This window comes from Undibacterium parvum (genome assembly GCF_003955735.1).
GTDB classification, from domain to species: Bacteria; Pseudomonadota; Gammaproteobacteria; order Burkholderiales; family Burkholderiaceae_D; genus Undibacterium; species Undibacterium parvum.
This window is the reverse complement of the sequence record NZ_CP034464.1, coordinates 3,548,571-3,572,000: the sequence shown is the minus strand read 5'-3', so window position 1 is coordinate 3,572,000 and position 23,430 is coordinate 3,548,571. Positions and strand designations below refer to the sequence as shown.

General features: G+C 50.8%; 21 protein-coding genes. 3 read left to right on the top strand and 18 right to left on the bottom strand.

The window, feature by feature from the left end; genetic code table 11:
* Window positions 1–179: 179 nt before the first annotated feature.
* A complete protein-coding gene (locus EJN92_RS15615; RefSeq protein ID WP_126128669.1) occupies window positions 180–1,481 on the top strand; it encodes an MFS transporter in 1,302 nt (433 codons plus the stop codon).
* A 104-nt stretch (window positions 1,482–1,585) separates the two neighbouring features.
* Complete coding sequence (locus EJN92_RS15610; RefSeq protein ID WP_126128668.1) at window positions 1,586–2,119, top strand: REP-associated tyrosine transposase; 534 nt, start codon at window positions 1,586–1,588, stop codon at window positions 2,117–2,119.
* A gap of 114 nt (window positions 2,120–2,233) precedes the next feature.
* Here EJN92_RS15610 and EJN92_RS15605 read toward each other — a convergent pair whose 3' ends face one another.
* The 15 genes from EJN92_RS15605 to EJN92_RS21470 all read right to left on the bottom strand — a co-directional run bounded on the left by EJN92_RS15605 (window position 2,234) and on the right by EJN92_RS21470 (window position 18,651).
* Window positions 2,234–3,349 (bottom strand): ABC transporter ATP-binding protein, encoded by a 1,116-nt coding sequence (locus tag EJN92_RS15605; protein ID WP_126128667.1) that lies wholly within the window; start codon window positions 3,347–3,349, stop codon window positions 2,234–2,236.
* Between the two features lie 27 nt (window positions 3,350–3,376).
* Window positions 3,377–4,876, bottom strand: a complete 1,500-nt coding sequence (gene nagZ / locus EJN92_RS15600; protein WP_227869573.1) for a beta-N-acetylhexosaminidase — start codon at window positions 4,874–4,876, stop codon at window positions 3,377–3,379.
* Between the two features lie 47 nt (window positions 4,877–4,923).
* Window positions 4,924–5,754 (bottom strand): carbohydrate ABC transporter permease, encoded by an 831-nt coding sequence (locus tag EJN92_RS15595; protein ID WP_126129968.1) that lies wholly within the window; start codon window positions 5,752–5,754, stop codon window positions 4,924–4,926.
* Between the two features lie 34 nt (window positions 5,755–5,788).
* On the bottom strand, window positions 5,789–6,670 hold the full coding sequence (locus tag EJN92_RS15590) for a carbohydrate ABC transporter permease (RefSeq protein WP_126128666.1): 882 nt from the start codon (window positions 6,668–6,670) through the stop codon (window positions 5,789–5,791).
* Entirely contained in the window at window positions 6,667–7,968 is a 1,302-nt protein-coding gene (locus EJN92_RS15585; RefSeq protein WP_227869572.1) for an ABC transporter substrate-binding protein, read from the bottom strand. The genes EJN92_RS15590 and EJN92_RS15585 overlap by 4 nt, the downstream gene beginning before the upstream one ends.
* 211 nt (window positions 7,969–8,179) lie before the next feature.
* Complete coding sequence (locus EJN92_RS15580; protein ID WP_126129966.1) at window positions 8,180–9,190, bottom strand: SIS domain-containing protein; 1,011 nt, start codon at window positions 9,188–9,190, stop codon at window positions 8,180–8,182.
* Complete coding sequence (gene nagA / locus EJN92_RS15575; RefSeq protein WP_126128665.1) at window positions 9,183–10,328, bottom strand: N-acetylglucosamine-6-phosphate deacetylase; 1,146 nt, start codon at window positions 10,326–10,328, stop codon at window positions 9,183–9,185. The genes EJN92_RS15580 and nagA overlap by 8 nt, the downstream gene beginning before the upstream one ends.
* Window positions 10,325–11,059: a GntR family transcriptional regulator gene (locus tag EJN92_RS15570; protein WP_126128664.1), complete on the bottom strand. Its 735-nt coding sequence runs from the start codon at window positions 11,057–11,059 to the stop codon at window positions 10,325–10,327. Before EJN92_RS15570 ends, nagA begins: the two co-directional genes overlap by 4 nt.
* 2 nt (window positions 11,060–11,061) lie before the next feature.
* Entirely contained in the window at window positions 11,062–11,997 is a 936-nt protein-coding gene (locus EJN92_RS15565) for a glucosamine kinase nucleotide-binding domain-containing protein (protein WP_407701560.1), read from the bottom strand.
* 152 nt (window positions 11,998–12,149) lie between these two features.
* A complete protein-coding gene (locus EJN92_RS15560) occupies window positions 12,150–12,575 on the bottom strand; it encodes an ExbD/TolR family protein (RefSeq protein WP_126126555.1) in 426 nt (141 codons plus the stop codon).
* Between the two features lie 118 nt (window positions 12,576–12,693).
* Window positions 12,694–13,128 (bottom strand): ExbD/TolR family protein, encoded by a 435-nt coding sequence (locus EJN92_RS15555; RefSeq protein WP_126126556.1) that lies wholly within the window; start codon window positions 13,126–13,128, stop codon window positions 12,694–12,696.
* A 150-nt stretch (window positions 13,129–13,278) separates the two neighbouring features.
* Complete coding sequence (locus EJN92_RS15550; protein ID WP_194074942.1) at window positions 13,279–14,166, bottom strand: MotA/TolQ/ExbB proton channel family protein; 888 nt, start codon at window positions 14,164–14,166, stop codon at window positions 13,279–13,281.
* Between the two features lie 116 nt (window positions 14,167–14,282).
* A complete protein-coding gene (locus EJN92_RS15545; protein WP_126126558.1) occupies window positions 14,283–14,948 on the bottom strand; it encodes an energy transducer TonB in 666 nt (221 codons plus the stop codon).
* 208 nt (window positions 14,949–15,156) lie between these two features.
* Window positions 15,157–17,820: a TonB-dependent receptor gene (locus EJN92_RS15540; RefSeq protein ID WP_126128663.1), complete on the bottom strand. Its 2,664-nt coding sequence runs from the start codon at window positions 17,818–17,820 to the stop codon at window positions 15,157–15,159.
* 669 nt (window positions 17,821–18,489) lie between these two features.
* Window positions 18,490–18,651 (bottom strand): hypothetical protein, encoded by a 162-nt coding sequence (locus EJN92_RS21470; protein ID WP_157984379.1) that lies wholly within the window; start codon window positions 18,649–18,651, stop codon window positions 18,490–18,492.
* A gap of 119 nt (window positions 18,652–18,770) precedes the next feature.
* Between EJN92_RS21470 and EJN92_RS15535 the strand changes: the two genes are divergently transcribed.
* Window positions 18,771–19,502: a YoaK family protein gene (locus EJN92_RS15535; protein WP_126128662.1), complete on the top strand. Its 732-nt coding sequence runs from the start codon at window positions 18,771–18,773 to the stop codon at window positions 19,500–19,502.
* Window positions 19,503–19,602: 100 nt separating this feature from the next.
* Here the strand turns inward: EJN92_RS15535 and EJN92_RS15530 are convergent, their stop codons facing one another.
* The 3 genes from EJN92_RS15530 to EJN92_RS15520 all read right to left on the bottom strand — a co-directional run bounded on the left by EJN92_RS15530 (window position 19,603) and on the right by EJN92_RS15520 (window position 23,332).
* The gene (locus tag EJN92_RS15530) at window positions 19,603–20,409 is read right to left on the bottom strand and encodes an SDR family oxidoreductase (protein ID WP_126128661.1); all 807 of its coding nucleotides are present in this window, start codon (window positions 20,407–20,409) and stop codon (window positions 19,603–19,605) included.
* 54 nt (window positions 20,410–20,463) lie between these two features.
* The gene (locus tag EJN92_RS15525) at window positions 20,464–21,219 is read right to left on the bottom strand and encodes a class II aldolase/adducin family protein (RefSeq protein WP_126128660.1); all 756 of its coding nucleotides are present in this window, start codon (window positions 21,217–21,219) and stop codon (window positions 20,464–20,466) included.
* Window positions 21,220–21,622: 403 nt separating this feature from the next.
* Complete coding sequence (locus tag EJN92_RS15520) at window positions 21,623–23,332, bottom strand: peptide chain release factor 3 (RefSeq protein WP_126128659.1); 1,710 nt, start codon at window positions 23,330–23,332, stop codon at window positions 21,623–21,625.
* Between the last annotated feature and the right edge of the window lie 98 nt (window positions 23,333–23,430).

Sequence of the window (23,430 nt, the reverse complement as noted above, 5' to 3'; positions counted from 1 at the left end):
TTTCTATAATTTACTGGCATTTAAGTGGCATTAATAAGACAAAACCAGTTGACCAACAATATGCAGGCTAGTATGTTGTAGCTTGCGCGCTATGGACTAGGCTTAGGCGACTCAGCAAAATAGATTAACAGTAAAGACTATCCGCCAGATAGCGAACCAGAACCATTAAAGAGACCTTCATGACAACTGAAAATACCGCCCCACGCCACCCTATGCGCTGGGTCCCTACGCTATACCTTGCCGAAGGTTTGCCGTTTTACGCGGTCGCACTGGTAGCGAGCTTGATGTACAAAAGCATGGGCGTTGCCAATGACGAGATCGCCTACTGGACGGGCTTAATCACGTTTGCCTGGGTGTTTAAATCTTTGTGGAGTCCGTTTCTGGAAGCGGCCAGCAGTAAAAAATTCTTGGTGGTGATGTTTCAGTTAATCGGCGGCGTTTGCCTGGGCTTAGTCGCATTATCGCTGCAACTGCCCATGTATTTTGCCATCAGCATCGCCTTGCTTGGTTTGGTCGCGATTGCTGCCGCCACCCATGATATTGCGGCAGATGGCCTGTATATCGCTAGTCTGAGCAATAAGCAACAAGCTGCCTATGCCGGTTGGCAGGGCGCATTCTTTAATGCAGGTAAATTTATCTCGCTGGGTGGGCTGGTGGTATTGGCCGGACATCTGGAAAAAAGTATGCCGCCAGCACAAGCCTGGGCCGTCATCTTCGGTATCTTGGGCAGCATGATGATCGCCTTGGCGCTCTATCATAGCTGGGCCTTGCCTGGCACTAAAAACACCAATACCGATGCCTCCATGCGCAGTGTGTTTCTCACTTTAAAAGATGTGATCATCACCTTCTTCCAAAAGCCCGGGATCTGGCTGGCGATACTCTTCATCTTACTATTCCGTGTCGGTGAAGGACAAATCCAAACTATAGGTCCGCTATTTTTACGTGAAGCAAAAAACCTCGGCGGCTTGGGCCTGAGCACCGCCGAAGTGGGCATCGTCTACGGTACCGCTGGCACCATCGCCTTTCTGGGCGGCAGTATTCTGGGTGGCTATTTTGCCTCCTGGCTAGGCTTAAAACGCGCACTTCCGTGGTTGATTTTAGCCATGAATGTGCCCAATCTGGTGTTCTTCTTCCTCAGTACCAGCTTGCCGGAGAACCTCGCCATCGTCGCCACCGCGCTGAGCTTCGAGATGTTTGGTTATGGTTTCGGTTTTGTCGGCCTGATTTTATTCATGATGCAGGTCATCGCTGTCGGCAAATACCAGACTGCCCACTATGCGCTAGCCACCGGTGTCATGCAACTTGGCCTGGTCGTGCCGAAGATGGTCAGCGGATCGATACAGATGTCTTTGGGCTATAAGAATTTTTTCATCTGGGTGTTGATTTCCGCTATCCCGGTACTCTTGATGTCGCGCTTACTGGTAATAAAAACACCGGTAAAAACTGCGCCAGCTGTGAGCGGCAATACCGCCGAAGCCTGATCAGGAATTAGCAAACGCCTGGGATAACTCCCAGCCTACCCACTGCCTAAACCTGATAGCGAATTTGCTGTAGGCTGGGATGCAATCCCAGCTATCATTACAGCATGCGTACTTACAAACGCGCCCGAATACCCGGAGCCACTTACTTTTTTACAGTGAACTTGGCTGAACGTCATGGCGAAGCTTTGCTGACGCAGCATATCCATGTTTTGCGTGCAGCATTTCAAGACGTCATGCAAAAACACCCTTTTACGCTAGTCGCAATCGTGGTGCTGCCAGAACATCTGCATTGCATTTGGCGGCTACCGCCCGAGGATAGCGACTTCCCTATGCGCTGGCGCTTAATTAAAGCCGACTTTTCGCGCGCTCTGGCACAAACTGAACCTATTTCGGCCAGCCGCGTGCGCAAAGGAGAGCGCGGCATCTGGCAACGTCGTTATTGGGAGCATGTGCTCCGTGACGAGCTAGATTTACAACGCCACCTTGATTACATTCACTATAATCCGGTCAAACATGGCTACGTAGAGCGCGCTAGCGAGTGGCCGCATTCTTCATTTCAACGCTATGTGGAGCGCGGCTATTACCCTGAAAACTGGGCTGCAGCCTTGGATGTGATTGATCTGAAATTGGATGAGTGAAAATTTATTGCTGACGAGAGATCAGCATGCTGCTGGGATATATCCCAGCCTACCCTCTCTGATAGGGAATTCACCATTCGCTGTAGGCTGGGATGCAATCCCAGCCAAATCGCCTCAGAGTCGTGGGCAAGCCTTGCCGCTGGCATCAAACAAATGGCAGCGGCCTGCCGGCAATTGCACTTGTATGCTTGCGCCCGCCTTGACGCTGGCCGATTCCATAGGCAACTTAATCGCCACCACGCTGGGCTCGTTTTCCAGATTGGCGTAGACGATGGCTGCGTCGCCCAGATATTCGACAAAATTCACCGTGAGCTTGAGGCTGTTCGCTGCGTCATTTTTGTCAGAGTTGCCACTGGCTAACGTCAGATGCTCGGCGCGGCAGCCCAGCGTTACCTGCTCGGCTATCGCTAAAGATTGACCGTCTATTTCCACCACAAGCTCGCTGCCATCGGCTAGCTGCACAGTCACATCCTGCTGGCGAATCTGCACTACCCTGGCCTTCAGCAAATTCATTTTTGGGGCACCTAAAAAACCGGCCACAAACAAATTCGCGGGCGCCTCATACAGTGCTAGAGGCGCGCCGACTTGCTCGATACGGCCGCCATTAAACACCGCAATGCGCTGCCCCAACGTCATGGCCTCAACCTGATCATGGGTGACATAGATCATGGTGGTTTTTAATTCTTGATGCAGACGGCTCAGCTCTATGCGCATTTGCACGCGCAAACTGGCGTCCAGATTCGAGAGCGGTTCATCAAACAAAAATAGCTGCGGCTTACGCACGATGGCGCGCCCTATGGCAACCCTTTGACGCTGGCCACCCGACAGATCCTTAGGCTTACGTTGCAATAAATGGCTAATCTGTAAAATCGTCGCGGCTTGCTGCACCGCTTGCTCAATTTCACTGCTCTTGAGTTTGGCCATTTTCAGGCTAAACGCCATATTTTCGTACACCGACATATGCGGATACAGTGCATACGACTGGAACACCATGGCCAAGCCACGCTTGGCAGGCGCAATATCGTTGGCCAGTTGCTCGCCGATATACAACTGACCAGAACTAATTTGCTCTAGACCCGCAATCATGCGCAGCAGCGTCGACTTGCCACAACCAGAGGGTCCCACAAAGACCATGAATTCACCGTCATGGATTGCCAAGTCTATGCCGTGTATGACCTTGTTGCCATCAGCATATTCTTTGCAGATATTACTAAGCTTTACCGCTGACATGCAGGCTCCTTGATAAGGATGGCTATCTTATGAGTAAAAAGTCGTCACCGGCATCTTGCCGTTGGCACTCACTTCACCGGCAAACCAGGCGGCGGCGGCCTGCAACGCGGGCGTGGCCGAACCATAAGTAATCAGGGCTGGCGCGGCGATATCCAGAGTCTGAAATGGATTCCATAACACCAGATGCAGATCCGGCTTCCAGGTATTGCAGGCATGTGCGCTGTAACGCAGACGGATGGTAGAGGCCAGTATCACGAAGCGGCCGTCATCGGGCAAACTAGCCCAGTCAAATTGACTATCATCGCTAAACGTAGTCACCGCGACGTCGTACACCGTGGTCAGCATGGCAGCGACTTTTTCGGCGCGCACACCAGCTTCAGAAACGCCATCACTAACTACATCGGCACTGATCACCAGCCGCACTTTACTGCCAGCTGTTGGTGCCTCGGCTGCCAGATGGGTAGTCAGGCCGCGTTGCCATGCGGTTTGCATCAAGGCGGCATCGACCGCCTCGGTCTCTGTTGCATACACGGTTTGCTGACATGGATAGTCTTGCGCCAGTTTCGCCATGCGCGCCAGTCTTTGCTGCAGTTCTGCGGCTTCGATTTGCCCCTCTTCGATCGCTGCGGTCAATGCCGCCAGGGTCTCTAACTGCGTCTCGGTATTACCTAGTGCCATCACCATATCGGCACCCGCCACCAGCGCCCTTACTGCGGCATTGCCGACCCCGTAACGACCGGCAATCGCATGCATATCCATACCGTCGGTGATGACCACGCCCTGATAATTCCATTCTTCACGCAGAATACCGGTGAGGATTTTTTTCGACATGGTGGCAGGATTTTCGGCATCCAATTGCGGATACACGATATGCGCCGTCATCATGGCAGGCGCATAGCCCTGGCTGCGTGCTGCCGCCATCTGAAATGGTGCCAATTCCAGCACATCGAGTTCGGCGCGCGATTTATCAACCGTCGGCAAATCACGGTGTGAATCGACATTGGTATCGCCATGTCCTGGAAAATGCTTGACGCAACAAGCCACACCTTCCGACAAACTACCGTCCATCCAGGCAAACGCCAGCGCCGCTGCACGTTGCGGATCTGAGCCAAATGAGCGCTCGGAAATGACAGGATTATCAACGTTATTGTTTAAATCGAGCACAGGCGCGAAGTTCCAGTTAAAGCCCAGAGACTTGACCGCACGCGCCACCGCCGCCCCGACTTCGCGGCACAGCGCCACACTATCGCTGGCACCAAGCGACATCGCTGCCGGAGGTTGCGGCACCCAGGTAGCGCGCACCACCGCGCCACCTTCCTGATCGATGGCGATCAGGGATTCTGGCCCCATTACGGCACGCAGATCCGCAGTGAATTTGCGTAGTTGCTCAGCGTTGAGCATGTTTTGCCGAAATAGGCAGACCGCACGGATATGATGTTCGCGCAAAAAGTTCGCCATCTCGGTGCTCAGCTCGGTACCTGGCATACGTATCATGATCAACTGACCGGCGATTTGTTTTGCATTCATGGCGACATCCTTAATAAGGTTCATAGTATTGATCGTATTGGTTTGTATCATTTCACTGCGCCATCCATGCCGCGCATAAAAAATCTTTGGGTAAATAGAAAGGCCAGCAGGATAGGTGCGACCGTCAAGATAGTGCCGGCGGCAATCACGCGGGTGCTGCTGCCGTAAGTGCCGCGCAGATAAAGTATGCCCGCCGACAAGGGGAAGTCTTCCGGCTTGCTGATCACCAGCGACGGCCAGATATAGTCATTCCATGCCTCCACCGCCGTTAAGATAGCGACCGTGGCCAGCCAGGGGCGTATCAAAGGCAAGACGATGTTCCAGAAGATGCGCAGCTCGTTGGCACCGTCGACGCGGGCAGCATCGATCAGGTCTTGCGGCACTTCATCGAAAGCTTGTTTAAGTAAAAGTATAGAGACCGCCGTGACCAGATTAGGCAAGATCACACCTGTATAGGTATTCACCAGACCGATCTTGGTCATGGTGATGAAGTTGACCAAAAAATTGACTTCTGATGGCAAGATCATGGTCGCCAAGATCACGCCAAACACCAGCTTACTGCCGGTAAAACGCATGCGCGATAAAGGATAGGCCGCCAGCGCACACAGCAGTAGTTTCCAGCACACGGTAGAGACGGTAATGAATAAGGAATTTTTATAGAAAGCGAGCATAGGGATGACCCGAAACACTTCTATAAAATTATCCAAAGATACTGCTTGCGGCAAAAAGCTAGGTGGAAACGCGAAAATATTCCCCTGAGTCGAGACCGCCACCACCAAAGTCCACCAGAACGGGAACACGCACAAGGCAGCCAAGCCCAGCAAAATAGCGTATTGAAAAAGCGTGCGCGGCAGGCGGTGGTAAGAGAATTTTTTCATGCTCATGGTTAAGGTCAAGGTCAAGGATATTCGCTTATCGATGGCGCGGTTTTAAGTAACGCAGACACAGCAAGGCTATCCCTATGCAGCCTAGCGAGACGACGAAACTAGCGGCCAGACCGCGTGGCAATTTTAGATGTTTTAGTCCTTGTTCATAGGCGTAATACAGCGCGGTAAAGGTTGAATTCATAGGCCCGCCTTGGGTCAGAACATCGACTTCCTGATACGCCTTCAAGGCTGCCAGTACTGACATGATGGTGCAGACCATGATGGTCGGAAACAGCATGGGCACGGTGATTTTCCAGAAGCGCTGCCACAGATTGGCGCCATCCAAAATTGCCGCCTCCTGCATCTCGGCCGGGATAGATTGCAAGGCAGCCAGATACATCACCATATACCAACCCAGACCGCGCCATAAAGAGACGAACATGATGGCGAACAAGGCAATCGCATCATCCGACAGCCAGCCTAACGGCGTGTTAATCAGGTGTAGTTGCAGCAGTATGTAATTGAGTGTGCCCAGCTCATGAAACATGAAGCCCCACATAATGCCCACCACCGACACCGTAGTGACTACCGGCACATAGTAGGCGGCACGAAAAAATTTAATCCCCGGCAATTGGGTATTCACCAAGACTGCCAGACTGATCGCACCTAACTGTATGCAAGGCACGATGAGTAAAAACAGCACAGAATTTTTCAGGCCGGTGAGAAACATATCGTTATTAAAAATATAGCGATAATTATCCAGCCCTACCCAATGGGTAGGACGCACCAGACTAAAATCGGTCATGGTCAGGTAAGCGCCGAACAACACTGGCCAAAACGAGAACAAGACCAGCAAGAGCAAGGCTGGCGCTAAAAACAGATAGGCCAGCAAGCCATGGCGACGACCAAAATTGATGACTTGATTCATCGCGCTACCTTTGCCAATTTACGATTCCAGATCGCGGCCGCTTCATCCAGCGCTTGCTGTATATCGGCCTTGCCAGTGACACCGGCTTCGACCGCCTTCACCAAAAAACGCCGCAATTCATCGTAATCTTCTATGCCAGCCACATACAGACTACGCGAATTATTCATGGATCTGGCGGCGACTGCTTGCGCTTTTTCGGCGGCAGCAGCTTGTAAGGGCAAGCCTAGAAAATACGGGTGTGCCAATGCCTTAATTGTGCTGGGCATGACGTTGGCGTTTTTAGCGAACTCCAGCTGATTTTCATCATTGGTTAAAAATTGCGCGAACTTGGCCACTGCGGGTAAAGACTGCTTAGCGACGCCCTTAGGCACGGCAAAGTGAAACATCCAGCCGCCGTCGGCGATACCGGTCGGGCCTATCGGTGCCGCAAAAATATCGGTGGCTGCATATATTTCTTTCGAGTCGGCCTGGATGCGGCGTAAAGCGGTCGGCGCACTGACCATCATCCCGAGTCGCCCACCCAGATAGGCATCTACCACCGCAGGGAAATTATCTTCGGCAAACAGTTTGTCTTTCAAAAAACCGTTCGCCGCATAGGTCGCCGCTAGTTTCTTGACCAGCGCTACATGCGCCGGCGAATTAAAAATCGCCTTGCCGTGTTTGATTAAATCCAGACCTTGCTGCATCATGAAACCATCGATCTTGCCCAGCGCCGGGGCATAACCAGCCTTGCCGGTTTTGGCGGCGATTTGCCTGGCATAGGCCAGTAACTCGTCCATGCTGCGCGGTGCCGCACTGATGCCGGCAGCCGCCAAAATATTTTTATTGTAGGCGATTACATTGACGTTGCTGTAATGTGGAAAACCGTAGATATGTCCATTGAAAGTCAAATCAGCCAGCGCACCCTTGGTGTAAATCGGCGGCTGATTCATTAGCGCCTCGACTGGTTCGAGCAAACCATCACGCGCCAACTCTTCGGCCCAGGGCACGCTCAGATTAACCAGCGCTGGCGGGGTGCCGGCGGCAATCGCGGTGATCAGTTTGAGTTGCAAAATATCCCAGGGGAAATCCACCCAATCGATTTTAACGCCCGGGTTTTGACTCTCGTATTTTATTACCAGGGACTGAAAATACGGAATGAACTTAGGCTTGAGGCTCATGGTCCAGAATTCGATTTTCTCGCTCGCCATGGCCTCACTCAGGTTCAGCATAGACAGCGTCGCCGCCAGAAAAACACAGCACACAGCACGAAAAAATGAAAACTTATTCAGCGACTTATTCAGCAACTTACTCAGCATTATGGTCTATCCGGTGGGCACAGCTGCCCGCCTAGACTGGGGTACTTTGCCAGTGTTTAGCGAGCACTCAAATGGACAGCCAAGCGCGCCGTCTTATTCTCAATATGCATATACTCCCCCGAATATATTTTTAAACTACTCACTTGCCCACGTATTACTTGGGCTTTAAAAATATACTAAGAGGGAGTATCTTGAATTAACTTAACAATGCTTAATGCGTCTTGGTCACTTTATTCAAATGACGTGGCGTATCCGGATTCATGCCGCGGGCGATAGACAAGTGCGCTGCCATCACGTAAAAGGCTTGTATCGCAGCGATAGGATCGAGATCCGGCGTGGCCGTGGTTGGCAGAGTCAGATTGCGCTCGGCCACATCACTAGGCGCTGCCAGCAAGACCTTGGCACCGCGGCCCCGCATCTCTTCGGCCAGACTAATCAAGCCAGCTTGGGTCGCACCACGGGTCGCGAAAATCAGCAAAGGATAACCGTCGTCTATCAGCGCCATAGGGCCGTGTTTGATTTCGGCACCGCTGAAAGCTTCAGCCTGTATCGCTGAAGTTTCTTTAAACTTCAAGGCCGATTCCAAGGCAACTGGAAAGCTGATACCACGACCGACGACCATAATGCGCGAAGCGGGTGCTAACACATCTAATGCATTCGACCAATCGAGTTTAGTAGCTGCATCGAGGGCTTCAGGCAATTGCTCGATCGCGTTCAGAAACTCTGCATCGTTTTGCCAGTTGCCCGCCAAACGCGCAGCGGCCACTAATGAAGTAATGAAGCTCTTAGTCGCAGCCACCGACAACTCAGGACCTGCGTGCAAAGGCATGGTCCATTCAGCCAACTGCCCCAGCGGTGAAGCCGCATCATTGACCAGCGCCACCGTGGTAGCACCACCTTCGCGGAAATAACGGATAGGCTCGACCACATCCGGACTCTGGCCCGATTGCGAAATCGCGATCGCCAACGCATTTTTGGCATGCAAAGGCGCTTTATTCAAGGTCACCAAAGACATAGGCAAAGAAGCGACGATGCGCCCCAGACGCGCCATGATCAGATAGGCCGCATAGTTGCAGGCATGATCCGAACTACCACGTGCCACGGTCAATACCGAACTAGGCGGATTATCACGCAGATGTTGACCAAGGGCGAGATAACGCTCTTTGTCCTGAGTTAATTGGTGGGCGACAAACTCAGCGGAAGAACAGGCTTCCTTAAGCATTTTCGAGGTCAATTTTTTCTCCTTCTATATAAACGGCAATCAGTTTGAGTGCACGGTCCAGCACTACCATATCGGCATAGGTATTGGCTTGCAGGCGACCGCGCTCGCTCATGCCTAAAAAATCGGCGGCATAGGTCGAGACCCGTTTCGAGGCATCAGCAATATCGAGGCCTATGCTGACCAAATTGCGCAAAGCCTGATCCATGGTCAAAGTGCTGCCCGCCAGCGTGCCGTCGGCCAGGCGCACGCCGCCCAGACACTTATGCACCACCTGACGACCCAGCATGTACTCACCATCCGGCATACCGGATGCAGCGGTCGAGTCAGTCACGCAATACAGCTTAGGAATAGCCCGCATCGCAACCTTGATGGCACCTGGATGCACGTGCAATAAATCCGGAATAATTTCAGAAAATTCGGCATGCGCCAAGGCTGCACCGACCATGCCGGGGGCGCGGTGATCAAGGCGCGACATGGCGTTATATAAATGGGTAAAACTGCTGGCGCCATTGGCCAGGGCCGCCACACCGTCGTCGTAAGTTCCGAGCGTATGGCCGAGCTGCACGCGCATGCCCATGGCCGTCAACTCACGCACCAGATCGAGGTGACCATTGACTTCCGGCGCCACGGTAATGAGGCGTATCGGCGCAATCGCATGCAGTTTTTTCACCTGCTCTAGCGAACCAGACAAGGCAAAATCTGGTTGTGCACCGAGCTTACCGGGATTGATGTAAGGACCTTCCAGATGCACGCCTAAGACCCGTGCAGAACCGGCGCTACGCTGCTTGCATACCGTGCCTAGCGCTAGTAATGCCGCTTCCAGATCTGGCATCGGCGCCGTCATGGTGGTGGCCAGCATACTGGTAGTGCCATGTTGCGCCAGCTTGCGCGCTATCGTCGTGATCGCAGTGCCGGCATCCATGGTGTCTTTGCCGCCCGCGCCATGCACATGCAGATCGACAAAACCAGGCAAGATGTAATGCTCTTGATTTAGTGAAGGATCAGTGGCGCTACCGTGTATCGCCAGCACTCTTTCAGAAAAATCGATACTGCCTTGTACCCAACCAGAGCTGGTCAGGATGTTCCCTTGCAATTGCTGGCATTGCTGGCCTTGCTGTAATGGTCCTGCTGCGCTCATCGAAACAACTCCGCGACAAAGTCATAATAATCACTGCGGCAATACGAATGTGTCAGTTCGATCGCAGTGCCGTTAGGCAGATAACCTACACGGGTAATAAACAGCATGGCAGCACCTTGTTTGATGCCGGCCAGTTTGGCTTGTTCGGGGGTGGCATTGACCGCACGGATATGCTGCAAGGCGCGGCTAGGCGCGAATTGATTCGACTCCAGATAGCCGTACAAGCTATCCGTAACTAATTTAGGGTTAGGCAAATACAGCGCCGGTATGGTGGTACTTTCTATCGCCATCACCACATTATCGGCAGTACGCAAACGCTTCAGACGCGACACCACGGTGTGTGGCGACAAACCCAGCGACAAAATCTCTTCCGGTGCCGCCACACCGGTCTCGCGCGACAGCCATTGCGAGCCAGGCACAAAACCACGCTGGCGTAATTCTTCACTAAAGTTAGTCAGGCGCGACAAAGGCTGTTCTAATTTGGGAGTGATGTAAGTACCAGAACCGTGTTTGCGATTAAGCAAACCGCGCTCGCACAACATATCGATGGCTTTACGCGCAGTAACCCGGGAAATATCCAGCGACTCCGACAATAAACGCTCAGACGGTAAAGCCTCATCCGGCTGCCAGCGGCCACTATGTATGCCGGTCGCCAGCTTGTTCGCCAATTGCAAATACAAGGGCGTGGAGCTTTCGCTATCCGGCTTAAAATCTATGATATGTGCCTGCATGTTCACGCTTCCGAAAGACGGTTCATAAACTGATTTTTGACTAAAATCAGCGCTCCTGTTGCAGAATCTGCTTGCGGCCTGATCACGCGTGCCTGCAAACTTGCCGGCAAATAGGCGTGCATAGGCTCGGCCAAGCCGCCGCACAAAGCGATCGGCATCAGCCCACTTGGATCAAGTGCCAGCGCCATTTTTTCGACTTCCAGGCCAGCAGCCAACATGATCTCGGTGGCCTTGGCAACTTTGCCTGCCTGCGCGATCAAGACCGGTGCCAACTGGGCAAACTTGGTTTGATTGGCTAGACCCAGCCAATTGAAAACAGCATCTTTTTGACTCAGCTCTGGCGCACTATCGAGCGCACAAAAAGCGATCAAGGCCTTTGACAATGCATCCGGAGCACTACGACCATCCAACACATGCTGCACATGATTGATGGCACGCAAACCCAACCAGGCACCGCTGGCCTCATCACTAGATGGAAAGCCCCAGCCGCCAACTTCACGACGACTGCCATCAGCCTGCATCACCTCACCTACACTGCCGGTGCCTAGCGCGATCACCACACCAGGCTGACCTTGATGCGCACCGAGTAAGGTAGTGCCGGCATCGGTTTCTATCGCCAAGCCAGCCAGACCAGGATTTTTTGCGGTAAAATCTGCCGCCCACTGCGTATTGTTAACCCCTGCCAAGCCGCAGCCTAGCGCGATTTGATCCAGAGGCGGAGTGCTGATACCGGCTTGAGCAAAGGCATCTTCTATCGCGGCCAAGATGGATAACCAAGCCAGCTCAGCACCGTGCGCCAGACCAGAAGGACCAGCGCTGCCGCGCCCCAACTCTACTCCCTGCGCATTGGCTAAGAGAGTACGGGTGCCGGTTCCGCCGCCATCGACGCCTATCAGGTATTGAGCTTGTTTATTCACTGCTGTCCATTCAAAGATCACGGTCAAGGCTGCTTGAGTAGGATGAAAAATACGATTAAGCCACTGTAGAGCTTCACTATAGTGGTTGTCAATAGGTATTTAAGTGGTATCTAAAGAAAATCGGCGTTTTTGCACAGTTTTCTGCCACTCCTCATACAGCTATTGCGCCCTGTTTATTTCAAGAACTGCTCATTGCCGACCATACCGATTTTAGTCACGCCCAAACGCTGTGCCGATGCCATGACGGCAGCGACTGCTTTGTAGGCCGCCAATTTATCAGGACGGATATGCACTTCAGCCTGATCTGGCATCGCTGCGATGACTTGCAACTTGGTTTCCAATTCAGCGTGCGGTACTGCCGTGCCATTCCATAAGACCGTGCCATCGAAATCAATATCAATATTGATCACCGGTGGTGGTTCTGTCGGCTTGGACGGTGTATTGACCGGCATGTTGAGATTAATCGCGTGATTCTGGGGTGGAATGGTGATGATCAACATAATGATCAACACCAGCATGACGTCAATCAAAGGCGTCATGTTCATTTCCATCATCACTTCTGGTTCGCTAGAATTACTAGCGCTAGGAGCCATACTCATGGGATTTCCTTTAGTGTGGATTTGGGCAAAATTGTTCCCGCTAGGCGCACCGACGCAGACAGTACCAATGTACGGCCAGGAGGCGCAACAACGCGGGGGCTATTTTGCATAAGTCCGATTAGTCTTTGGCCGGAGGTTCAATGATGAATCCGACCTTAGCAATCCCGGCACGCTGTACTGTGAGGATGGTTTTGCCGACAAATTCGTAACGAGTATCCTGGTCACCGCGCACATGTACTTCTGGTTGCGGTACTTGCACTGATACTTTTTTCATTTTCTCGAACAACTCGTCGGTTCCCGCCAAGGCTTTACGTCCGCCGTTCCAGAACATATCGCCATCTTTGTTGATGGTGAGCGTGATGTTTTCTGGTTTGGTCACGTAAATCGTGTTGGTATCGACCGGCAATTTAACCTTGACGGAGTCGAGTACGACTGGTGAGGTGATCAGGAAGATGATCAGCAGTACCAACATAATATCCACCAGCGGGGTGGTATTAATGGTGCTGTTGACTTCGTCTTCGCCGTCGCCATCATTTCCCATTGACATTGACATAATGGTTTCTCTTTGATGATTTCTGACTTATTTCCAAGTGCTTGCTAGCGCACTGCGGCGCTTGCAAGCAAGGGAAATCTAAGGATCTGTGTGAGCTAGTGGCTGTGTTTAGAGCTATTAGCGCTGGAAATAGCCACTAACAGCAACTAATTAAGCGACTTTTTTCGCTGTATTGGCAGCTGCTTTGCTCATCACGCCAGACAAGACCACGGAGTGCAAGTCGGCGCCGAAGGCACGTACTTCTTCCATGCAGCTCTTGTTGCGACGTACCACGAAGTTGTAACCCAGAACCGCAGGAACCGCCACACCCAGACCGATCGCAGTCATGATCAGCGCTTCGCCGACTGGACCTGCAACTTTATCGATAGAGGCTTGACCGGATGAGCCGATTTGGATCAGCGCATGGTAAATACCCAAAACAGTACCGAACAGACCGACGAACGGTGCTGTAGAACCAACGGTTGCCAGGAAGGCCAAGCCATCTTGCAAACGGCTCTGTACTTTATCGACAGAACGCTGGATAGACATCGTCACCCATGAGTTCAAATCGATTTGCTCTAACAATGCGCCTTCGTGATGCTGCGTTGAGCTCACTGCGGCTTCTGCGATGAAACGGAATGGGCTGCCTTCTTTCAAGCTGGAGATACCGGCATTGACGCTGGCAGCTTTCCAAAATTTACGTGCGTCTTTGGCTTGGCCAGAGAGTTTGACTTGATCGATGATCTTGGTGATCAGGATGTACCAGCTCCCCATGGACATGATGGCCATGATCAGCAAAGTACCTTGAGCTACGATGTCGCCGCCTTTTAACAGGGCAGCCATACCGAAGGCGCTTTCTACTTCTTTGGTGGCGAGCTTAGGCGTTTCTGCCGCAAGTTCTGCAACCGTGGCGGTGGCGGCCTCTGTCGCTGCTGGGGCTTGTGCAGTTGCCACAGCGGGTGCCGCATCAGCAGCAAATGCAGAATTTGCCACTACCGGAGCCATTAAGATGAAGGCCGCAGCCAGGAATGTGCCGAGAGTCTTAGTGCTAGTTTTCATTTGGATACTTCCTTATACAATTTTAAAAATTTAATTTATTCTTCAACGACTACTTAAGCCTTAGCGAGCAAGGTCGCGCATATCAAAATCTTGCTGCACTAGCCTGATATCCTGCCTTATTCAAGACTCCATACGTAGTTCACTTTTGTCCAAATCTGTTGTGGTTTGCCATCGACAGTACCTGGTTTGTGTTTGCAGGCACCCGCTAACAAATGGGTACGTACTGCATTATCTAGCCCACGGAAACCACTAGACTTTTCTATCTTGACGTCAGAAACAGAGCCATCGACACCAACCAAGACTGCCAGTAAAACCGTACCCGTTTCTTCGTTACGCAAAGAGGCACGTGGATACTCAGGTTTGCAACCGGCTTGCTTAAAATCGATCACAGGTGCCACTGTCGCAGGCGCAACGGACTTCGCTTCTGCCACTGGTTGCTGTACGCTCGTTGGCTTGGCGTTCGAATCTGGTTTGACATTCGATACCGCGGCAATCGCATTAGTTGGCACCACTTGCTGCTGCACCTGTACTTCTGGTGGCGGCACAAACGGTGGCGGCGGCGCGGCCAATTTTGGCGGCGGCGGTGGTGGCGTATCAGGTGGCGGCGGCGGTGGCTTGACCTCTTCTACTATTTTGGTCTCTAGCGGCTTTTGCATCACAGCTTTGATTTTTGCTGCGCCGCCATTGATCAAACCCCAGACCAAGACCACGTGAAATAATATAACAAGTCCTATACCGGTAAATTTCTTACCCGGTTCGGCCTCGCGTCCTGAAAAATCCATATAACCACTCCTGCACTTACTAATGCGTATTCATCTACAACACGAAAGTCCCTAAGTAACCTCAGAACGCTTTCCCTAAAATATTTCTTTTACAGCACAAACAGAACAACAAAAAAAAAACTCAAAAAACTCAAAAAAACAAAAGTACCAAAAAATTAAACATGGCGCACCCAAGGGCGCGCCATGTTTAATTTAGATCACTAACAAATCAATACTTCAAACGAACACCAGCATAAACTGTCATACCATTTTTGTAGACACCAGCGATTTGAGTCTGATCAGTCACGTAAGTGGTCAACAATGGATCGTTCAAGTTTTGCGCTTCCAAAGTAAATTGGATGTTCTTGTTGAACGTGTAGTTAAACGAGGCATTCAATGAACCATTTCCGTCTTGGAAGTAGTCCTTACCACCACGATTACCTAGCTTATAAGTATCACGGAAGCTGTAGCTAATGCGTGCGCCAAAACTATCGTTTTCAAAGAATGCGCCCAGATTGTAGGAATTTTTCGAAGTTCCGTACAAAGTACAATCTTCTGCCGCTTTACCGTTGCAAGTACTCGTTGCAATCTTATCTGTTTGTTTGCCATCGGCATAAGTGTAGTTAGCATTCAAACCGAAGCCACCACCCAAAGCCTGCTCATACGCCAGATTCAAACCTACCAATGAACCTTGCGTATTTACTGGAGATGAGATGTCGTAAATAGCGATCGCGCCGCCATTTGCAGCATCCGCGTATGGCAACTTACTATTACCGTAAGCAATCACACCATCCAATTTACTTGCAAACAGATTCGCAGCAAACAAAGCCTTAGGCGCAAAATACCACTCAACACCGAAATCCACGTTATTGCTACGGATAGGTGTCAGGTAAGGATTACTACCCACGCCATTGTGCTGCAGATCACGCAGATCATTACCAGCCAATTGGCCAAACTCTGGACGGGACATGCTGCGATTCAAGGCAAAACGACCGACCACATTTTTAGCAACATCTGCACGCAAATTCAAACTAGGTAAGACATCATTAAAACTTTGTTCGTAGCTAGGCAAACCACCTGGCAAGAAGGCCTTGATATTCATCTTGGTTTGCACCAAGCGCACACCAACATTACCACTCACTTTGTCAGTTGGCTGCAGATTTGCCATCACATACGCTGCGCTAGTATCTTCCTTGATATTGAACTCTTGCTGAGTTGCATGCGTAGTAAATGTCGCATACTTATCAACCCAAGAAGCAACGAAATCATTACTGATCTTAAATGGACGGAAACCTGGCGTAGGATTAACTGGCAAATTACCGTACCAATTCGCGTCGTAGTTACCTACCGCGCTGTCAGGAATAATCTTTTCATCCTTTCCCGCGTCCGCCAAAGTCATGCCCAACTTTGTCAAATCACGTTCATGCTTAGCAAAACGCATACCAAACTTGATCGAAGGAATCGCTTCCGAACTCAATTTCAGCTCGCCATCTGCCTGTGCATACGTTTCTTTATCGGTAGATTCAGTGTAGCTACCCCATCCACCGATACCACCACCGGCACGTGTGAATTTCGCGCCACCCGGCACATCCAAAATAAAGATACCTTCTGGACTAACTGTGTAACCAGCGCCCTGATCCCAACCACTCAGAACTTCGAAACCAACGTCTTTAGTCTTGCCTGAACCTTTAGTCGTACCGACTTTACCTGTCAGTGTCAGGTCGCTATTCACAGTCCATTTTGCATCGAGGTTAACGAACTGAGAATCAGTTTTAGCATCTGGACGAGCTGCGACGTCTTCTACGACTGACCATGCACCAGCACTGTTCGCACCGAAAGCATCTTTACCGTAAAACACGGAATTGATCGTATTGCCCTTCAATACAGCTGGCTTAGTTGGTTTAACAGATACGCCATTCCAACCTGGACCATTGACTGGATTGATCACGTCAGCCATGTAATTTGTGTTGTAGTTCTTAGCGTCGACTGTTGCATAAAAACCAGACAGATCAAAGCTCAGATTATTTGCAGCTTTCCACTGAGCAGCAAGGTAGCCGCCTTCACGCTTACGTGTTTGTTCAAACAGAGTCGCACCACTTAACAAACTGATCGCTTTGCCAGCCAAGGCTGGATCTGCGTAATTCGCACCAGTCTTATCCCACCAAACGCCTTCAGAACCAGCACGTTGCAATTTGCGTGTTTGCGAGAAAACTTGCCCCAAAACACCGAAAGTATTGTCATCGTTTTTCCAGCTAACCAGAGCGGACAAAGCAGGATCAGTAGATTTTGCAGCCGACGAATAAGCAGCTTCAGCAGAAGCTGAGACTGTCATTTTTTCTTTAAAGTCCAGAGGTCTACGGGTCAGAATATCAACCGTACCAGCAGCACCACCCTCAACCAGATCAGCCTGGGAAGATTTATGAACAACCACGCTACCAACCAGATCAGATGGCAACAAGGTGAAAGAAACGCTACGACCACCAGCAGCAATATTTGGACCGTACCAGTCACCTGAAGAGACTGTATGACCATTCAAAGTAGTCAAAGTCATTTGTGAAGACAAGCTACGCATTTGCACGTGCTCATTCTCACCAAAAGAACCCTCAGCAGAACCGGCACTCGTGGTAGTCACACCAGAAACGCGCGACAAAGAGTCGGCAACGTTTTTATCCGGCATTTTACCGATATCTTCTGCCGTAATGACTTCAACAAAAGATTCGCTATTTTTCTTTTGATTCAAAGATTGCTGCAACGATCCGCGAATACCGGTAACAACCACTTCTTGCTGCACTGGCGCTGCCTGTTGCGCATGTGCTGACATGGCGACGCTCATTACCAAGACCGCTACTGCGGATGCGATTGGTGTCAAATTAGGTGTCAAATTACTTTTCATTTACTCCCCCAAGATTTTTTAAATAAAACTATTTGTTGCCCGGAAAAATGCGGCTATTTAAGCAGCACCCTGCAAAGCGTTTAGCTACCACTCCCTAAATCAGCCCAAAGTCGAATATCAGCAAAAAAATACCACTAAAATGCCAGATTACTTAAGTGACTAGTCAAAGCATGCTGCACTTGCACTACCACTTTCGAAATTATTCAACCCTGCAACCATCGCGATACTCAGCTCCAGTAAGACTGGATGACTTTTTTTGTCACCTTATTACTCTTAGATTTCAACATCAGCAGTATTAAAAAACCACCTCAAAATCTTTGAACTGAGCTAACTTTAGAGGCCTCAAAAGTGGCTGTCAAGCGGTATTCATGTGGTATTATTACATTTCGTATTGGTATTGACATTGAGCACTACAATATATAGCTAAGTATCTGAATTAATTCATTATTCCTAAAAAATTAAACGTGTTTTTATACAACTGGCCTTAATACATTTTGTCACTACATTGTCGTTTTTTCGGCAAAAATTAAATAAAATGACATCAATACCAAATTTAAAAGTGGATACTTATTGGTATTAATTTGAATAATTTAAACACAACGCCAAATCGTCAAGGACGTGGCGTATCAGCGTTGCTAACGCCACTAAAAATTCACATTTAAAGCTAGCTTACGGTTTGCCATTCCACGCCAGAGTGACAACACCAGCACCGAGCAAGGTGAGCGCGCGTACAAAATAAATATGTGCCAACTGAACATTGGTATTGAGGTGATTCGACAAATCGCGGATGACGCGCAAGATACCAGCACCATTCAGGCACAGAATTTTCACATCTGATTAAGCAAAATCAAAAAAACGTTTAATTAGTAGAAAAATCAACTTAATCCCTTGTGCCATGCCCGCCACTTCACTTACACTAAGTCTCCATTCTCGCGAAAAGTATTGGCTCTATGCCCGCTCATTATTTAGCGAAACTTTCTTCCCCAAAAAGAACCGCACAATCCAACCTACATCTTGGTGTCACTTTAGCTGGCATAGCCGGTGCTCTCAATGCAGGTGGTTTTTTGGCGGTCGGACAGTACACTTCGCATATGACGGGCATGCTATCGACTGCGGCTGACGATTTAATATTGGGGAAATTTCTTCCGGCATTTGCCGCTTTGTTTATGCTACTGGCGTTTACCTGGGGAGCCGCCTGCACCGCATTGATGGTGAACTACGCCAAGCGTAATCAAATGCGACACATCTACACGCCGGTGTTATTGCTCGAAGCTGTGTTGCTGTTGGTGTTTGGACTGGTCGGCGCCAATCTTCAGCAACATGCGGTCATCACCGTCTCATTTACAGCGGTATTGCTGTGCTATGTGATGGGTTTGCAAAACGCCTTGATCACTAAAATTTCGAATGCAGAAATACGCACTACCCACGTCACCGGTCTAGTTACCGACTTGGGCATAGAACTGGGCAAGATGATTTACTGGAACCGCGATACCACGCAAGCACACACCAATGAAGTGTTGGCCAACCGGCGAAAATTGCACCTGCATGGCATGCTAATCCTGGCGTTTTTTGTCGGTGGAATTTTAGGCGCAGCGGGCTTCAAGTATCTAGGGTTCATCTCCACCCTACCGCTGGCCGCTTGCCTCAGCGTCCTGGCGCTAGCGCCACGGATTCAAGACTAATTCATTTTTTTGCAGGCATAGGCTTAACACGCATATTCCATGCGGCTTAGCGAGCATATGCCTTTTTAGTTTTATTTAAGGATAGGATAGCTCAGCAGCGCTATTCTGGCCGCACTTCTTTCTTCAATGCCGCCATCGCGATTTTATCGACCAGATTAGGCAGCAGCAATTTTAGCCAGCGCCCTAACTTGCCTTTAGTCGACATCACCACTTCACGTTTGCCTTGCTGCATACCAGCCAGTATCAGGCTAGCACACTGCTCTACCGACATAGCATGATCTTCCTTCAGACCGCTGCTGCCAGCTGCCTGGCCAGCGGCATTGTAACCACGATAGCGAATCTGGGTTGCGACTACGCCGGGGTAAGCGACTGTCACGCTCACGCCAGACTCTTTGAGTTCGGCGCGTAAGCTTTCAAAAAATCCGCCCATGGCAAATTTACTCGCGCTATACGCGGTGCGTCCCGGCACACCGATTAATCCGGCCAATGATGAGACGGCAACGATCTTGCCCTTGCTGGCCTTCAGATGCGGCAAGGCGGCATGGGTACACCACAGGCTGCCCCAAAAATTAATCCGCATCAGCTCTTCATACCAGCTCAGATCATCCACCTCAGCAAACAGTGCTTGCGCCGAGCGACCGGCATTATTGATCAGAGCGTCTAGCCTGCCGAATTTTTCTATCGTGCCAGCGACCAGCGCGCGGCACTCGGCCTGCTGCGACACATCGGTTTTTAGCACTAGTGTCTGGGCTCCGCTGGCGCGACATTTGGCCGCCACCTGCTGCAATAAGAGCTCGTTACGCGCCGCCAATACCAAAGCCAGTTGAGCCCCGTATTGCCTAGCCAGTTGGCGCGCCATTTCAGCACCTATGCCATCGGAGCTGCCGGTGATGATGATCACTTGCATACTGCATTCCTGATAGTTTGTATCGAAAGTCTGAGATCGTTCATCAATACCTCGTCATAATTTATAGCTTTGATCGCTACGCTCGAGTTTGCGTATCAGCGATGGCCAGACAAAAGCGCCGCCCATGCCGCCAGTCTGCACCCGCATCGCCTCCGCCACGCCCTGCACGATCTGCGGATTAATCTGCGTCAATTCGCCGCCGGCTTGTGCGCTGATCTGGATCTGACAAGCCGCCTCAAAGGTGTACATGGAGAGGAAGGCATCGGCAATGCTCTTACCTGCCACCAGCAGGCCGTGATTGCGCAACATCAAAAAGTTGGCACGTCCCATATCGGCTTGCAAGCGCGGCTTTTCGTCCTCGCGAAACGCGACACCTTCATAGTCATGGTAAGCCAATGAAGCCAGCACAAAAGTCGATTGCTGTGAGATAGCCAGCACACCGCATTTTTGCGCACTCACCGCCACCCCGGCTCGGGTATGTGTATGCAAAACACATTGCACATCCTCGCGCGCCTCATGCACCGCGCTGTGGATCACAAATCCAGCAGGATTCACCGGAAAAGGCGAGGCGATCATCTTGTTACACTGCTGATCGACTTTCACCAGAGACGACGCGGTGATCTCATCAAACATTAAACCGTAAGGATTGATCAGGAAATGGTGCTCAGGTCCAGGCACACGGGCACTGATATGGGTGAACACCAGGTCACTCCAGCCATACGCTGCGACCAGGCGATAACAGGCCGCCAGATCAACCCGTAAAGCCCACTCTTGCTCGCTGACCAGATGTTTTACACTAGGGATTTCCATGCTTGTCTCCTCTATGGGGTGCTAGGGATTTTTGGTTTTTTACGGACTAAGCAAGGCGGCATATAGGAACCACACCAGCTTGTCACTTGATTATTCAACTATACCGCTGATTCGGCTAGCCTAGATGATTTCTAGCGGCCTGTAGGCATAGCTACAACACTAGCTTTGTATCGATAGCTTATAGACCAGCGTGGCGCTTGCCTGCTAGCCTAAGCAGGCTGGAGTAGCGCCAATTCATAGCGTTTGCGGGGCGGCAGGCCGGAGAGTGTTACAGGAAGCGGCTCAGCGGACAAGCCGGCCGGAGAAGCCCGTTGCTATTGCGCAATCAGGCAGGCAAAATAAAAAGTGCAGCACTAATGCGCTGCACTTTCTACTTCTACTTCTACTTCAATTTCTGTGGGTCTTACTCTAATTTAGCAGCGTGTTCACGGGTCGCATGAAACACCACATCAGGCCAGCGTTCTTGCGTCAAGCGTAGATTCACGCCTGAACTGGCCAGATAAGCCAGATTACCTGCGGCATCGTGCGCCAGATTGTGCCCTGCGCTTGAGCGCTCAAAATCGGCCATAATCTTCTTGTCTTCACAAGTAACCCAGCGCGCGCTGCTGATGCTGGTACCTTCAAACACGGCATCCACGCCGTATTCATTTTTGAGGCGGCTGGCTACCACTTCAAACTGCAATACACCGACCGCGCCCAACACCAGATCGCCACTATTGACGGGTTTAAATACTTGCACCGCGCCCTCTTCACCCAATTGCTGCAAACCTTTTTGCAATTGCTTGGTTTTCATAGGATTAAGAATGCGGGCTGTACGGAAAAAATCCGGAGCAAAGTAAGGGATACCGGTAAATTGCAAGAACTCACCTTCAGAAAAACTGTCGCCGATCTGCATATTGCCGTGATTCGGCAAACCGATGATATCGCCAGCGTAAGCTTCTTCGACTTGCTCGCGGCTCGATGCCATGAAGGCCACCACCGATGAGACCTTAATCTCACGGTTCAGGCGCAAATGCTTGAGCTTCATGCCGCGCTCAAAATGACCGGAACACACGCGCAAAAATGCAATGCGATCGCGATGCGCCGGATCCATATTTGCTTGTATCTTGAAGACGAAACCCGAGAATGGCACTTCAGTCGGCAAAACCGAGCGCACGGTAGCATCGCGCTCACAAGGTGCTGGTGCCCAATCGAGCAGCGCATTGAGAATTTCGCGCACACCAAAGTTATTAATCGCCGACCCAAAGAACACCGGCGTTTGCGTACCCGCCAGGAAGGCATTGAGATCAAACGGGTGCGAAGCGCCCTGTACCAGTTCGATTTCCATCTTTAGCTGTTCAATTTCCAGAGGAAAAAGTTCGGCCAGACGCGGGTTATTGATACCCTTGAGTACTTCAAACTGCTGATCGGCACGTTCACTACCGGCCGCAAACAGCATGATCTCGTCTTTCAGGATGTGATACACACCGCGGAAAGTTTTGCCCATGCCAATAGGCCAGGTCACCGGCGCACACTGTATCTTGAGTACCGATTCCAGTTCATCGAGCAACTCCAAAGGATCGCGCGTCTCGCGGTCCATCTTGTTGACGAAGGTAATAATCGGCGTATTGCGCATTCGACAAACGTTGAGCAATTTAATGGTTTGTTCTTCCACACCCTTGGCCGCATCGATCACCATCAAAGCAGAATCGACGGCGGTCAGAACGCGGTAGGTATCTTCAGAAAAATCCTGGTGACCCGGGGTATCAAGCAGATTGACCACGTGATCGCGGTACTCAAACTGCATCACCGAGCTGGCGACAGAAATGCCGCGCTGTTTCTCGATTTCCATCCAGTCGGAGGTGGCGTGACGCCCACTCTTACGTGCCTTCACGGTACCGGCCAATTGTATCGCGCCAGAAAACATCAAAAGCTTTTCGGTCAGCGTGGTTTTACCAGCATCCGGATGCGAAATAATCCCGAAAGTACGACGACGCGCAACTTCACGCTTGATAAGATCGCTGCTCACTGACTTAGGGACCAGTTGCGCTTCCGACTGATCTAGAGTCTCGGCCGCAATCTCATCGCTAGGCTGCTCTGAGGACGGTACTGTATGTTCGGTTGATGCATTCATTTCGGGCGAGCCAGGAAAATTTGAGAAAAGTCGTCTAGTCTAACGGCTATTGCGCATTTAGTCGAATTTAGCGCAGGAACTTAAGAAAAAAATCCAGC

Coding starts and splice junctions, on each gene's coding strand:
- EJN92_RS15570 (WP_126128664.1), bottom strand. CDS start 11,059: ATGCAGGCACATATCATAGATTTTAAGCCGGATAGCGAAAGCTCCACG.
- EJN92_RS15580 (WP_126129966.1), bottom strand. CDS start 9,190: ATGCTTAAGGAAGCCTGTTCTTCCGCTGAGTTTGTCGCCCACCAATTA.
- EJN92_RS15545 (WP_126126558.1), bottom strand. CDS start 14,948: ATGGATTTTTCAGGACGCGAGGCCGAACCGGGTAAGAAATTTACCGGT.
- EJN92_RS15520 (WP_126128659.1), bottom strand. CDS start 23,332: ATGAATGCATCAACCGAACATACAGTACCGTCCTCAGAGCAGCCTAGC.
- EJN92_RS15605 (WP_126128667.1), bottom strand. CDS start 3,349: ATGTCAGCGGTAAAGCTTAGTAATATCTGCAAAGAATATGCTGATGGC.
- EJN92_RS15585 (WP_227869572.1), bottom strand. CDS start 7,968: ATGCTGAGTAAGTTGCTGAATAAGTCGCTGAATAAGTTTTCATTTTTT.
- EJN92_RS15550 (WP_194074942.1), bottom strand. CDS start 14,166: ATGAAAACTAGCACTAAGACTCTCGGCACATTCCTGGCTGCGGCCTTC.
- EJN92_RS15615 (WP_126128669.1), top strand. CDS start 180: ATGACAACTGAAAATACCGCCCCACGCCACCCTATGCGCTGGGTCCCT.
- EJN92_RS15590 (WP_126128666.1), bottom strand. CDS start 6,670: ATGAATCAAGTCATCAATTTTGGTCGTCGCCATGGCTTGCTGGCCTAT.
- EJN92_RS15525 (WP_126128660.1), bottom strand. CDS start 21,219: ATGGAAATCCCTAGTGTAAAACATCTGGTCAGCGAGCAAGAGTGGGCT.
- nagZ (WP_227869573.1), bottom strand. CDS start 4,876: ATGAATGCAAAACAAATCGCCGGTCAGTTGATCATGATACGTATGCCA.
- EJN92_RS15555 (WP_126126556.1), bottom strand. CDS start 13,128: ATGTCAATGTCAATGGGAAATGATGGCGACGGCGAAGACGAAGTCAAC.
- EJN92_RS15610 (WP_126128668.1), top strand. CDS start 1,586: ATGCGTACTTACAAACGCGCCCGAATACCCGGAGCCACTTACTTTTTT.
- EJN92_RS15595 (WP_126129968.1), bottom strand. CDS start 5,754: ATGAAAAAATTCTCTTACCACCGCCTGCCGCGCACGCTTTTTCAATAC.
- EJN92_RS15535 (WP_126128662.1), top strand. CDS start 18,771: ATGCCCGCTCATTATTTAGCGAAACTTTCTTCCCCAAAAAGAACCGCA.
- nagA (WP_126128665.1), bottom strand. CDS start 10,328: ATGAGCGCAGCAGGACCATTACAGCAAGGCCAGCAATGCCAGCAATTG.
- EJN92_RS15530 (WP_126128661.1), bottom strand. CDS start 20,409: ATGCAAGTGATCATCATCACCGGCAGCTCCGATGGCATAGGTGCTGAA.
- EJN92_RS15540 (WP_126128663.1), bottom strand. CDS start 17,820: ATGAAAAGTAATTTGACACCTAATTTGACACCAATCGCATCCGCAGTA.
- EJN92_RS15560 (WP_126126555.1), bottom strand. CDS start 12,575: ATGAGTATGGCTCCTAGCGCTAGTAATTCTAGCGAACCAGAAGTGATG.